This is a genomic window from Streptomyces sp. NPDC001868, from assembly GCF_040297125.1.
GTDB lineage: Bacteria > Actinomycetota > Actinomycetes > Streptomycetales > Streptomycetaceae > Streptomyces.
Genome location: NZ_JBEOYO010000102.1, coordinates 1 through 11595, shown reverse-complemented (window position 1 = coordinate 11595; position 11595 = coordinate 1). Strand labels below are relative to the sequence as shown.

At 68.6% G+C, this 11595-nt stretch carries 11 protein-coding genes and 1 pseudogene; 7 read left to right on the top strand and 5 right to left on the bottom strand.

What is annotated here, in order from left to right:
- Window positions 1-196: 196 nt before the first annotated feature.
- Genes ABT147_RS46135 through ABT147_RS46120 form a run of 4 tightly spaced genes read left to right on the top strand, consistent with a single transcriptional unit; the run spans window position 197 to window position 3005 of the window.
- Window positions 197-1525, top strand: coding sequence for an IS256 family transposase (locus ABT147_RS46135; protein WP_351418318.1), 1329 nt, complete (start codon window positions 197-199; stop codon window positions 1523-1525).
- Between the two features lie 8 nt (window positions 1526-1533).
- Window positions 1534-1875, top strand: a complete 342-nt coding sequence (locus ABT147_RS46130) for an ArsR/SmtB family transcription factor (protein ID WP_351418316.1) — start codon at window positions 1534-1536, stop codon at window positions 1873-1875.
- 3 nt (window positions 1876-1878) lie between these two features.
- The gene (locus ABT147_RS46125) at window positions 1879-2385 is read left to right on the top strand and encodes an SRPBCC family protein (protein WP_351418314.1); all 507 of its coding nucleotides are present in this window, start codon (window positions 1879-1881) and stop codon (window positions 2383-2385) included.
- Window positions 2385-3005: a dihydrofolate reductase family protein gene (locus ABT147_RS46120; protein ID WP_351418311.1), complete on the top strand. Its 621-nt coding sequence runs from the start codon at window positions 2385-2387 to the stop codon at window positions 3003-3005. The genes ABT147_RS46125 and ABT147_RS46120 overlap by 1 nt, the downstream gene beginning before the upstream one ends.
- 540 nt (window positions 3006-3545) lie before the next feature.
- Here the strand turns inward: ABT147_RS46120 and ABT147_RS46115 are convergent.
- The 3 genes and pseudogenes from ABT147_RS46115 to shiA form a co-directional block, all read right to left on the bottom strand.
- Window positions 3546-4197, bottom strand: a pseudogene (locus ABT147_RS46115) (sugar phosphate isomerase/epimerase family protein); the annotation flags it as partial.
- Window positions 4190-5179: a zinc-dependent alcohol dehydrogenase gene (locus ABT147_RS46110; RefSeq protein ID WP_351418309.1), complete on the bottom strand. Its 990-nt coding sequence runs from the start codon at window positions 5177-5179 to the stop codon at window positions 4190-4192. The pseudogene ABT147_RS46115 and the gene ABT147_RS46110, both read right to left, overlap by 8 nt.
- 210 nt (window positions 5180-5389) lie before the next feature.
- The gene (shiA, locus tag ABT147_RS46105) at window positions 5390-6772 is read right to left on the bottom strand and encodes a shikimate transporter (RefSeq protein ID WP_351418306.1); all 1383 of its coding nucleotides are present in this window, start codon (window positions 6770-6772) and stop codon (window positions 5390-5392) included.
- 410 nt (window positions 6773-7182) lie between these two features.
- Between shiA and ABT147_RS46100 the strand changes: the two genes are divergently transcribed.
- Entirely contained in the window at window positions 7183-7968 is a 786-nt protein-coding gene (locus tag ABT147_RS46100) for an IclR family transcriptional regulator (RefSeq protein WP_351418320.1), read from the top strand.
- Window positions 7969-8320: 352 nt separating this feature from the next.
- On the opposite strand, the gene ABT147_RS46095 is transcribed toward ABT147_RS46100, so the two are convergent.
- Entirely contained in the window at window positions 8321-9307 is a 987-nt protein-coding gene (locus ABT147_RS46095) for an NAD-dependent epimerase/dehydratase family protein (RefSeq protein WP_351418303.1), read from the bottom strand.
- A gap of 484 nt (window positions 9308-9791) precedes the next feature.
- Window positions 9792-10160, bottom strand: coding sequence for a winged helix-turn-helix transcriptional regulator (locus ABT147_RS46090; protein ID WP_351418301.1), 369 nt, complete (start codon window positions 10158-10160; stop codon window positions 9792-9794).
- A 101-nt stretch (window positions 10161-10261) separates the two neighbouring features.
- On the opposite strand from ABT147_RS46090, the gene ABT147_RS46085 reads away from it, so the two are divergent.
- Window positions 10262-10900 (top strand): NAD(P)-dependent oxidoreductase, encoded by a 639-nt coding sequence (locus ABT147_RS46085; protein WP_351418298.1) that lies wholly within the window; start codon window positions 10262-10264, stop codon window positions 10898-10900.
- Window positions 10900-11328 carry a nitroreductase family deazaflavin-dependent oxidoreductase gene (locus tag ABT147_RS46080; protein WP_351418296.1) on the top strand — a complete coding sequence of 143 codons (429 nt, stop codon included), beginning with the start codon at window positions 10900-10902 and terminating at the stop codon, window positions 11326-11328. The genes ABT147_RS46085 and ABT147_RS46080 overlap by 1 nt, the downstream gene beginning before the upstream one ends.
- Window positions 11329-11595 lie beyond the last annotated feature (267 nt).

Genomic DNA, 11595 nt, shown 5'->3' with positions numbered 1-11595 from the left:
ACGTCGGCCTGCTCGATGACCAGAAGTCGATCACTCGGGAAGGTACGCCCTTCGCGTCCAACCCGAGGCCGATCCACAGGTCATGAGCATTGCTCTCGAAGCCCCGGGGAGCGTGCGATGGACGTACCTTCCCGAAGATCTCCAAGTCCTCGAGTAGGTACCCGCGTTGCAGCGCGGGCTCGGGAAGGCACGCCCCGTGCTGAGCGTAGTAAACGAAGATGGCAGCACCGCCTCCGGCGCCCTCATCGACGAGATCGTCCGCGAGGGTGCCCGCCGGATGCTAGCCGCCGCTCTGGAAGCGGAGGTCGACCAGTACATAGCCGAGTTGGCCGGCCTGCGGGACGGGACCGGACACCGGCTGGTGGTGCGCAACGGCCGTCACCGGCCGCGGACGCTGGTCACGGCCGCCGGGCCGGTGGAGGTGACCGCGCCACGGGTGAACGACAAGCGGGTCGATCCGGCCACGGGCGAACGTAAGCGGTTCTCCTCGAAGATCCTTCCGCCGTGGTGCCGCAAGTCGCCGAAGATCTCCGAGGTACTGCCACTCTTGTATCTGCACGGTCTGTCGTCGGGGGACTTCGTACCCGCGTTGGAGCAGTTCCTCGGCGGCTCGGCCGGGCTGTCTCCGGCCACCGTCACCCGGCTGACCCGGCAGTGGAGCGACGATCACGCCGCGTTCCAGGCCCGCGACCTGTCGCAGGCCGACTACGTGTACGTGTGGGCCGACGGCGTGCATCCCAAGGTCCGTCTCGGCCAGGCCCACAGCTGCGTGCTGGTGCTGATGGGAGTGCGGCTGGACGGCACCAAGGAACTGATCGCCCTGAGCGAGGGGCTGCGCGAGTCGGCCGAGTCCTGGGCCGATCTGCTGCGCGACTGCCGCCGCCGCGGCATGCGCGACCCCGAACTGGTCGTCGGCGACGGCGCGATGGGTCTGTGGAGAGCTCTGGCCGAGGTCTTCCCCGCCGCCCGCCATCAAAGGTGCTGGGTTCATAAGGCCCGGAATGTCACGAACGCCCTGCCGAAGTCCGCACAGCCAGGCGCGACGAAGGCGATGCAGGAGATCTACAACGCCGAGGACCGCCGACACGCCGAGCAGGCGATCGAGGCGTTCGCCAAGACCTACGGCGCAAAGTTCCCCAAGGCCGTCGCGAAGATCACCGACGACCGCGAGGAGCTGCTGGCCTTCTACGACTTCCCCGCCGAACACTGGATCCATCTGCGAACGACAAACCCCATCGAATCAACCTTCTCGACGGTCAAGCTCCGGACCAAGGTCACTCGCGGCGCTGGCAGCCCGGCCGCCGCCCTCGCGATGGTGTTCAAGCTCGTCGAGTCCGCTCAGGAACGCTGGCGGGCCATCACCGGGGCGCACCTCGTGGCCGTGGTCCGCTCCGGCGCCCGGTTCGAAAACGGCGTCCTGATCGAGCGGAAGGAGGTCACTGCAGCCTGGTCAGGCATGCGATCGTCATCCGACAGGCCCCGCTTGACTCCTCTCGGCTTGACGCATGCCGATATGGGCATATGATCGCTGCCATGGCACGAGCGGCGACGACATCGGACGTCTTCAACGCGATCGCCGAGCCGCAGCGCCGGGACATACTGGCGCTGCTGCGGGCGGGTGAGCGGCCGGTGACCGACCTGGCCCAGGAGCTGGGGATGAGCCAGCCGCGGGCGTCCAAACACCTGCGGGTGCTCCGGGAGGTCGGGCTGGTGCGGGACCGCAAGGCAGGCAAGCAGCGCCTCTACGGCCTGGACGCCCGCGGGCTGCGGCCGGTCCACGAGTGGGTCGGCGGATTCGAGCGGTTCTGGAACGAGAGTTTCGACCGGCTGGACACCTACGTGCAGGACCTCAAGCAGACACGGCAGGAGGAATGACCGATGGCAGGGGCAAGGCAAGAAACGCGGGCGGAGCCGACGACGGCCGACCGGGAGATCGTGATCTCCCGGGTCATCGACGCCCCGCGGGAGCTGGTGTTCGAGGCGTTCACCGAGGTCCGGCATCTGTCGCGATGGTGGGGCCCGGAGGGGTTCACCACCACCACGCGGTCCTTCGAGTTCCGCGAGGGCGGGGAGTGGGACTTCGTGCTGCACGGGCCGGACGGGACCGACTACTCCGAGTGGATCCGCTGGCTGCGGATCACCGCGCCGGAGCGGATCGCGCTGCTGCACGGTGAGTCCCGCGACGACCCGAACGCCTTCGAGTCGGTCCTGACCTTCGCACCGGACGGCGCGGCGACCCGGCTCGTGATGCGCACCGTGTTCCCCACCAAGGAACTGCGCGACGAGGCGGTCGAGAAGTACCACGCGATCGAGGGCGGCCAGCAGACCCTGAGCAACCTGGCGGCCTACGTCACCGACCTCGCGCGGAAGGGGGCGGAGGACTGATGTCCGGGAAGGTGTTCTTCAGCGTGTCGATGTCGCTGGACGGGTTCATCGCACCCGAGTCCCTCGGGGACTTGATGGGGCAGCAGTGGATGGAACTGCAGCAGTGGATCTTCCCGCAGCGGTTCTTCCGGGAGAACCTGAAGTTGGGCGAGGGCGGCGAGGAGGGGCGCGACAACGACATCGTGCGGGAGACGTTCGAGCGCACCGGCGCGAGCGTCATGGGCAAGCGCATGTTCGACGCCGGCGAGCAGATGTGGCCGGAGGAGGCGCCGTTCCACACGCCGGTCTTCGTCGTAACGCACGAGAAGCGTGACCCCTGGGAGCGACCGGGCGGGACCACCTTCCGCTTCGTCAACGACGGCATCGAGACCGCGCTCGACCAGGCCCGCGAGGCCGCCGGCGACCGCGACGTCCGCATCGCGGGCGGCGGTGCGACGATCCTGGAGTACGTGAACGCCGGCCTGGTCGAAGAGTTCTCGATCGCGCTGTCGCCCGTGCTGTTCGGCTCCGGAATCCGCCTGTTCGAGGGCGTGGACGCGTCCAGGGTCGCGCTGGAGCCGGTCCGTTCGGAGCCGTCGTCGCGGGTGACGCACCTGACCTACGCCGTGCACCCACGGTAGCCGCGCCACCACTCCACCCCAGCTACCCGAGCACCCGCGGCGCACACCCTTGAATCAGCAGGCCACCACGGCCAACTGCGAATAGTCGCATTACCTGATCCACAACTATTGACTATTGCTTACGACCGGGCACCATGCTCCCGGTCTCGCCGAGGGCTCGTGAACCCGGCTCGCAAGGGGCTTTGCGGCACTTCGTCACACGCACCCCAAGCACGCCGATCCACCCGACAAAGATCGATAACTTCGGTCACCCGTCGCCTTACCGCACTGCCAGGCACTCGCTTCACGGTACACACATCTTCGGTCAGTCCGAACCCACACAAGCGAGCACCAGCGGCTACCATGCTCCCTCCCGGGCGAGGTTCACGTACGCGCAGCGCCTTTGTGGCAGCATCGCACTCGGCAAAGACATGCAAATGTGAAGCTTCCCCTTGATGTTGGACACCTGGAGACTGGGACATGAGGTTCCAGAGGAAGTAGTGCCAGGTGGGAAGCAAGAGCAACCGCAGCAGGCGGTACTCGGAGGAGTTCAAGCATCAGGCCGCCCTGGCCAGGGAAGCAGCGATGGTGGCGGCTCCACTGGAGTACGTCCATGGCCGGCAGCGGGGCGTCGGCGAGCTGCAGGAAGAAGATCTTCTCGCCGGGGGTGTCCTCGATGCCTTTGGGGTCCGAGCCCCGGGAGAGGATGTGGAAGCTGTCCAGGCAGACGCCGAGCGCGGGGGTGGTCGGCCTGTTCGACGATGTGCCATGCATGGTCGTACGTACTGACGTGCCGTCCCCATGCGAGCGCCTCGTAGGCGACTCTGATGCCGTGTGAGGTCGCCAGTTCTGCGAGGCGTCGCAACTGCCGGGCGGCCAGAGCATCGTCGTCCACGGCGTGCGAGGAGACGCTGGAGCACACCAGGAGCATGTCTGCTCCCAGCCTGCGCATCACGTCGAACTTGCGCTCCGCCCGGCGTAGCGTGCCGGCGAACTGCTCCTCGGGGACGGCCTCTACATCCCGCATCGGTTGGTAGAGGTCGATGGTGAGGCCGAGGTCGGCGGCGCGGGAGCGGATCCCCTCGGGCGACAGGGGGCTGGTGAGGAGGTCGTTCTCGAAGAGCTCGACGCCGTCGAAACCGGCTCGGGCGGCGGCGGTCAGCTTCTCGGTGAGGGTGCCGCTGAGGCACACGGTGGCGATCGCTTTACGCATGCCCGTTCCCCTCGGCGTCATGGATGCTGATCCAGGTCTTCCCCGCGCGTTCGGCGGCGTCGGTGAACGCCTCCTGGGCTTCGTGCAGCGGGAATCGGGCCTCGATGACGGCTCCGGGCCGGGCCTGGGACAGCTCGGCGATCGAGGTGCAGAAGTCGCCAGGGTGGTCGTAGATCATCGAGCCGCGGATCACCAACTGTCGGCGGACCACGTCGTCGGTAGTGAACGGCAGACGGTCGGAGTTGAGGCCGATCAGGACCACGGTGGCGCCGGGGGCGGCGCGGACCACGGCCGGGTGCAGGGCCGGCGCGTGGCCGGAGGTTTCGAAGACGTACGTGAAGCCGGTACGGCCGTCGTCGGGTACGGCGCCCAACTGCTCGGCGCGAGCGAGTCGTTGCGGGTGAGGTTCGGTGACGACCGGCTGGATACCCAGGCGGGACAGGATGAGGCAGACGAGCAGTCCCTGGGCCCCGGCACCGACGACCAGACAGCGGTCGGCGGCCGTGACGCCACTACGCCGTACGGCGGCCCGCGCCACGGTGTACGGCTCGGTGGCGGCGAGATCGGCGCCGGTGGCCCCATCGGGGACGGGATGGGCGAAATGCGCGGGAACGGCCACGCGTTCGGCCAGCACGCCCGGGGCGTTCAGGCCCACGATGACACGGTGCGGGCAGGCCGAGGTGAGGCCGGTGAGGCAGTCCGCGCACTTCAGGCAGGCGTAGTTGGGCTCGATGACCACGCGCTGGCCGACGGAGCGGTCCCGTACGTCGCTGCCGACGGCGGCGACGCGTCCGAAACCCTCATGCCCCAGAGCCCAGGGGGTCTCGGGCGGCAGACGCCTGCCGTGGAAGACGGCGAGGTCACTGCCGCAGAGGCCCACACCGTCCATCCGCACCACGACATCGCGCGGACCGCAGACGGGCTCCGGCCAGTCGTCGACGATTTCGATCCTGCCCGGCCCTATGAGGACGGCTGCTTTCACCAGAACTCCAAGCGGTCCACTAGATGGATCCATCTATCCACTCTGCGGTCAGAATAGAGCTCGCAGGGGCCCTCAACAAGACATGGGCTCTTGGTAAGAGGCATGCGTGGCCGAGGCGGTACGGCGGCCGCTGTACTCAGAGGTGCGGAGTACAACGGCCGGAACGCGCTGCTGACCCGAGCGGGCATCCGCGGCGCGACCGCCAGGCGGTCAGACGGTCGCGCCGTCAGCTGCTGCGGCCCGCCGGCCACCCTCCGACGCCCCGGCCGCGCTCCCGTCGCCTTCCTCGACGCCCCGCATCCGCAGCGCGACGAGGAAGGAGATCGCGCAGCCGAGGGCGATGTAGGCCGCGACCAGGTTCCAGCTTCCGCCTGCCCAGAGCACCAGGGAACTGGCGATCAGCGGGGTGAAGCCGCCACCGACGGCGCTGGCGAGCTGGTAGCCGACGCCGGCGCCGCTGTAGCGGTACTCGGGGCCGAACATGTCGGTGAACAGGGACTGCTGGACGGAAACGGCCATGTCGTGGGCGACGTTCACGAGCAGCACGGCACAGGCGATGATCAGGATCAGCGAGCCGGACTCCATGGCCCAGAAGTACGGCACCGCGCTCGCGGCACCGACGAGGGCGCCCCAACAGTAGATCCGGCGGCGCCCGAACCTGTCAGCGAGGTAGGCGAAGGCGGGGATGGTGAGGATCGCGAGTCCGCCGACGGCCAGGTTGACGTTGAGCAGGCTGTCGCGGTCCAGGCCGAGTTCGCCGGTCCCGTAGGCGAGGCCGAAGGTCGTCACGCCGTAGAAGGTGAGCAGTTCGGCGAAGCGCAGGCCGATGATGGCGAAGAAGCCCTTCGGGTTGGACTTCACTGCCGCGACGAGCGGCACCCGCGGCTTGGCGTCCGCGCCCTTCGCGGCGACCTCCTTGGTGAAGACCTCGGACTCCTCGACCCTGGCCCGGATGACCAGGCCGACGATCACCAGGAAGGCACTGATCAGGAACGGGATCCGCCAGCCCCAGGCGCGGAAAGCCGCGTCCGAGGTGGCACCCGACATGACCTTGGTGATCAAAGTGGCGAGCAGCAGACCGACCGAGGCGCCGACCTGGACGCCGCTGCTGTAGAGGGAGCGCCACTTGCGCGGGGCGTTCTCGACCGCCATCAGCGCGGCGCCGCCCCACTCGCCGCCGACCGCGAAGCCCTGTGCGGCCCGCAGGACGACCAGCAGGACGGGGGCCCAGATCCCGGCCTGCGCGTAGGTGGGCAGTACGCCGATCAGTGTGCTGGCCACACCCATGATCAGCATGGTGAGGACGAGCATCCGCTTGCGGCCGAGCCGGTCGCCGAAGTGGCCGAAGACGATGCCGCCGAGCGGGCGGAAGAGGAAGCCGACGCCGAAGGTGGCCCAGGCCGCAAGGGTGCCGACGGCCGGCGAGGCGCCGGGGAAGAACAGGTCGCCGAAGAGGAGTCCGGCGACGATGCCGTAGAGGAAGAAGTCGTACCAGTCGACGACCGCTCCCATGAAGCTCGCGATCGCCGCTCTCTTCGCCACGCCGGGGGCTCCGGTACCGCCGGCCGTGGCCGGGTGCTGCGTGCTGCTCATCTCACACACTCCATTGGATGCTGCTGATTGCTGCAGCTCTTCCGGCCCGGCCGTGCCGCACGAGCGGTACGCGGAAGGCGGGGCGGGGACGGGCGGCTGCGGTGGGGACAGACGCTGTGGCGACGGTGGCGCTCCCGGGTGTGGAGCGGGCCGTCGCCGGCGGGCAGGGCCATCGCCACAGCGGTGGGGGCGGCGACCCTCAGACTCAAGGTCCACTCAATGGACCAAGTGGACCGGTTGGCGGAAACATACGCGGAGAGGTGACGCCCATCAAGAGTTACTGCAAGATTTCTATGGCGTTACGGTTCCAATGGTCCGCCTAGCGGACTACCCTCAAGGGAGGGCGCGCGGCGGATACCGTGTGGCCGGGCAGACGCGACTTGCACCAGGGAGGGATCCGCGTGGACGACATGGCCACCCAGGCCGAGGCGGCACGAGAACCGCACGGCAGCGGCGTTCGCAGCGTGCGGCGCGCACTGGACATCCTCAACCTGCTGAGCGAGGACCGGCCCGTCATCACCCTGCGCGAGATCACCGACGCCACCGGCCTGGCCAAGACAACAGCACTGCGTCTGGTCCAGACCCTGGAAGAGAGCGGCCTGCTGTGGTCGGACCCCTCCGGCTACACCGCGGGCCCCGGCCTGTGGCGCTGGGCCTATCTGGCCCGCAGTCAGTGGGAGGTGCCGCGCGAGACCCGCAAGGTCATGCGCGACCTCGCCGACCGGCTCGGCGAGACGGTCAACCTCTTCGTCGCCCGCGACCTCAACCGCGTCTGCGTCGCCCACGAGGAGAGCCCGCACCCCCTGCGCCATGTCGTCGACGTCGGGGACGAACAGCCCCTGTGGGCCGGCGCCTCCTCCAAGATCCTCCTCCGGGACGTCACCGAGACCCAGCTGCGCCGTGTCGCCTCCGCCTCCCCACAGGGCGAGGAGTACGCCGACCGGTTGCGCACCGGGGTGCGGGAGGCGACACAGCGCGGCTACGCGGTCAGCAGCAGCGAGTGGGACGAGGGCCTGACAGCTGTCGCCGTTCCGGTCACCAGTCGTTCGGGCACAGTCATCGCCTCCCTCTCGCTCAGCGGCCCCAGCCAGCGCTTCCCCTACGAGGCCGTCGAGCGTTTCGCCGCCGACCTCACGGACGCGGCCGCCCTCATCTCCGCCCAGGGGTTCAGCCACCCGCTCAGCCACGGCCGCTGACCCGGCCGCCGGTCGGCGCGCGTGCGGGCCTCCTGGCCGACATCGGCCACGATGCAGCGGCGGCATTCCCCGCCGTAGCCGCCCTGGGGCGAGAACACCGCCGAGCGGCTACCGGGTTGCTCAGCACGGCACCCGGACGTCGAGGGAGTACAAGCGGACCAGTCTTCATCGGGGCGGGACACGTGCCGTCATCTCTCGTCGGCATTCCCGGGCCGGTTGATCGCCAACTGCCTCCGCAACCCGCCAACAAACGCTGTTCCTGGAGATGAACGAAGCCACACCACGAGATCGCGAAGTCAGAACGGAAGGCGTCCGTACAGACGCTCGGGTGTGCGAGACCGGTCCAGCGCCGTCAGCCGAGGACGTCGAGCAACTCGCGCTCGCGCTGCGCGCTGAGGCCTGCGTGCCTTTCCCGGTCCAGCCCCTGCTCGCGTTCCCAGCGCAGCGTGTCGGCCAGCATCTCCGCCCGGGGCCGATGACGCAGCCCCGCGGCGCGCGCCGAGGACCCGTCCCGGGCCGACCACCCTTCCCAGCCCGGCTCAACCAGCCACATCGCCAGCGATTCGGACCCCATGTACTGGGCCACGCCGTTGGCGAGCAGCCACGCCGATTCGGCGGCGACCACCGGACCGGTGTGCCCGCCGACGGCGCGGGACAGCTCGATCCACTCTTCGAACGGAACGACCGGGCCGACGGCATTGTATGTGCCGGTGGTTCCCTGCTCCGCGGCGTCGAGCAGCCAGGAGGTGAGGTCCCGCACGTCGACCACCTGCGTGGGCATGGCCGGTGTGTCGGGGATCAGCATCGGCCCTCGCGGATCGCGTGCGGCGCGGGCGACCCAGTAGCCGGAGCGCCCGCTGTGATCGCCCGGGCCGCCGACGAGTCCGGCTCGTGCGATGAGGAGGCGGTCGCCCACAGCGGCCGTCGACGCCTGCTCGCAGGCGACCTTCGCCTCGCCGTACAACTCGCGGTCGACCTCGATCCGGTCGGTCGGGGCGAGCAGGGCCGCGGCCTCGTCCGCCCCCGGCGTGGCGTGGGAGGCGTAAGCGTTGCCGGACGAGACGTACACCCAGTGCCCGGCCTTGCTGCCCAGCACGTCGAGCGCTCCACGAACGAAGCCCGGCTGCCATGACACCTCGACGACCGCGTCCCATACGCGGTCGAGCAAGGGCTCGTACGCCGACGGATCGCGCCGGTCGGCGGCGACCAGTGTCGCTCCGTCCGCGACTTCTCCGCTCTCGCCACGCGCGAGGCAGGTCACCCGATGACCGCGTTCGATCGCCTGCCGCGACAGCTCCCGAGCCACCCATGCTGTTCCGCCCAGAACCAGGATCTCCATACAGACACACAAACACCGGGATCACCGCGCGGCCAGGCGGATTCGCTGACAGCAGATGGCCAGCCGTCAGATTGATCTCAACCCTCGGGCAATGGTGGCCACTTGGTGAGGCATATCCTTGGAAGGTGCGGACGTTCGCCCGCTGCAAGTAGCGGTAGCAGGCCCGTGCTGGGACGCCAGCTCCCCGCCGAAGCTGAACTTGGGTTGCGCCGCCCCTCCAGGGCCACGTCGACGTCGATGTCCCGGCGCTCTGGGGTGCCGCCGTCCTCCCGGACTACCCGCGACCGCGCGCCCAGCGCGATGCCGTGCGAACCGCGCATCCTCAGGGGCGAACGTGTCCTCGTTGCCCAGACTGAAACTGCCGTTCGGTGAGTTGAAGTCGATGTCAGCGCGAGTTCCAGTGTCTTCGCCGACCGACGCCACCGGGCCACCGCATGCCTCAGCCACTACCAACGTCGACTCGCCGAGGCATCCAAGAACCTGATCACGAAGTCACAGAGGCCGCTTCGCGTGCGTCGATGAGCTCGTCCCAGTGCTCCGCTGCCCAGGTGCATGCTGCGGCCATCGGCACAAGGAGGCTGCGGCCGAGCGGGGTAAGTTCGTATTCGACTCGGCGCGCCGGCTCGGCGTGGACCGTGCGTGTGACCAGGCCATCACGCTCCAGCGCACGGAGCGACTGCGTGAGTACCTTGGCAGTAATCCCGTGGAGCGGGGTGCGCAGCTCCGAGAACCGCCGCGGTCCCCGTTCGAGGCAGCGGATGATCATCCCTGCCCATTTGTCGCCGAAGCGGATCGGTGAGAGATCGGACGGGCAGACCGGGTCGAACATGTCGGGATCCAGTGGCTCAGTCACCGCCCCACAGTAGCTGGTATCCCCTTGGTAACCAGGGCCTCCCCTATCGTCCGGGGAAGCGGTCGGCGTCCGGGCCCGGCCTGCGGATTCGAGGGGAAGCCATGAGCCAGATCATTGTCTTCGGTGCCGGCGGCAGGGCGGGCCGGGCCGCCGTCGCAGAGGCCCGCAGCCGTGGTCACCAGGTCACCGCAGTCGTGCGTGAGCCGGCCAAGTACGCCGATCTGTTGGCTGTGGACGGCGTCCGGACCGTCGCGGGCGATGTCACCCACGCCCGCAGCGTCGCCCAGCTGTCCATCGGACACGATGCCGCGATCAGCGCGGTCTACGATGCCGCCGCGCAGCCCGAAGCCTTCTTCGCCAGCGCATCGCGTGCCCTCCTCGACGGCCTTGCGCAAGCCGGCGTGAGCCGACTGGTGGGAGTCGGCCTGGCCTCGGTGCTGGAGACCGCCTCCGGAGCCCTCCTTATGGACACACCTGGCTATCCCCAGGACTACCGTGCCTTCTACCTGGGACACGCGGCAGGAATGGACGTGCTGCGCACCGTGCCCCCCGGATCGGACTGGCTGGTCCTCAGCCCGGCGGGCGACTTCGACCACGGCGGTGCCCGCACCGGCAGGTACCGGACGGCCCCGGCCGAGGCGACCAGCCGCATCTCCTACGCAGACTTCGCGATCGCGTTGCTCGACGAGATCGACAATCCGCAGCACCACCGCACCCACGTCGGCCTCGAGGCCGACTGATGGATAGGCAGGAGGAAGTCGCCGACAGTCCCAACGAGTGGGTGGCGCAACATATCCGCCATTACCTCGAAACGAACGGCCAAGCCAGATTAGGCATGAACGACCTGCTCCTGACGACCCGCGGCCGCAAGTCCGGAAAACTGCGCCGCACGGCCCTGGTCTATGTACGGGATGGCGACCGCTACATCCTCGCCGCTTCCAATGCGGGAGCCGATCAACACCCAGCCTGGTACCTCAACCTGGCGGCAAACCCGAACGTCACGGTCCAGATCGGCCCGGAAACCTTCCCCGCAGCCGCAAGGACCGCCACGCCTGATGAGAAACCGCGACTGTGGGAGCTCATCGTGGCGGCCCTTCCGTCTTACCAGAGCTACCAGGAGGCGACCAGCCGCGACATCCCGGTAGTGATCATCGACCGCACATACTGATCATCTGCGGTCCACTGATCCGCTGAGACGGACCCCACCACCTCGAGGCGCACGGCCGGAGGAACACTCCACCCAGCCTCCGCCAGCACCTTCGTGATCAGCACCGGCAGACAGCCGGACACCGACCGACAGCGGATCAATACTCGGCCGACCATCCGAGGCGAGCCACTAGCTAGTGTCCTGCGCCAGTAGTTGATCGTTAGTTGGTGTGTGACTTCTACTGCTGGTGCGTCAGTTCCTCGTCGGGGCCCGAAACTGGTGCCGTTG

Bases quoted from the DNA above. Each gene is read 5' to 3' on its own strand.
- ABT147_RS46125 (WP_351418314.1), top strand. From the start codon at position 1,879: ATGGCAGGGGCAAGGCAAGAAACGCGGGCGGAGCCGACGACGGCCGAC.
- ABT147_RS46120 (WP_351418311.1), top strand. From the start codon at position 2,385: ATGTCCGGGAAGGTGTTCTTCAGCGTGTCGATGTCGCTGGACGGGTTC.
- ABT147_RS46130 (WP_351418316.1), top strand. From the start codon at position 1,534: ATGGCACGAGCGGCGACGACATCGGACGTCTTCAACGCGATCGCCGAG.
- ABT147_RS46080 (WP_351418296.1), top strand. From the start codon at position 10,900: ATGGATAGGCAGGAGGAAGTCGCCGACAGTCCCAACGAGTGGGTGGCG.
- ABT147_RS46100 (WP_351418320.1), top strand. From the start codon at position 7,183: ATGGCCACCCAGGCCGAGGCGGCACGAGAACCGCACGGCAGCGGCGTT.
- shiA (WP_351418306.1), bottom strand. From the start codon at position 6,772: ATGAGCAGCACGCAGCACCCGGCCACGGCCGGCGGTACCGGAGCCCCC.
- ABT147_RS46085 (WP_351418298.1), top strand. From the start codon at position 10,262: ATGAGCCAGATCATTGTCTTCGGTGCCGGCGGCAGGGCGGGCCGGGCC.
- ABT147_RS46095 (WP_351418303.1), bottom strand. From the start codon at position 9,307: ATGGAGATCCTGGTTCTGGGCGGAACAGCATGGGTGGCTCGGGAGCTG.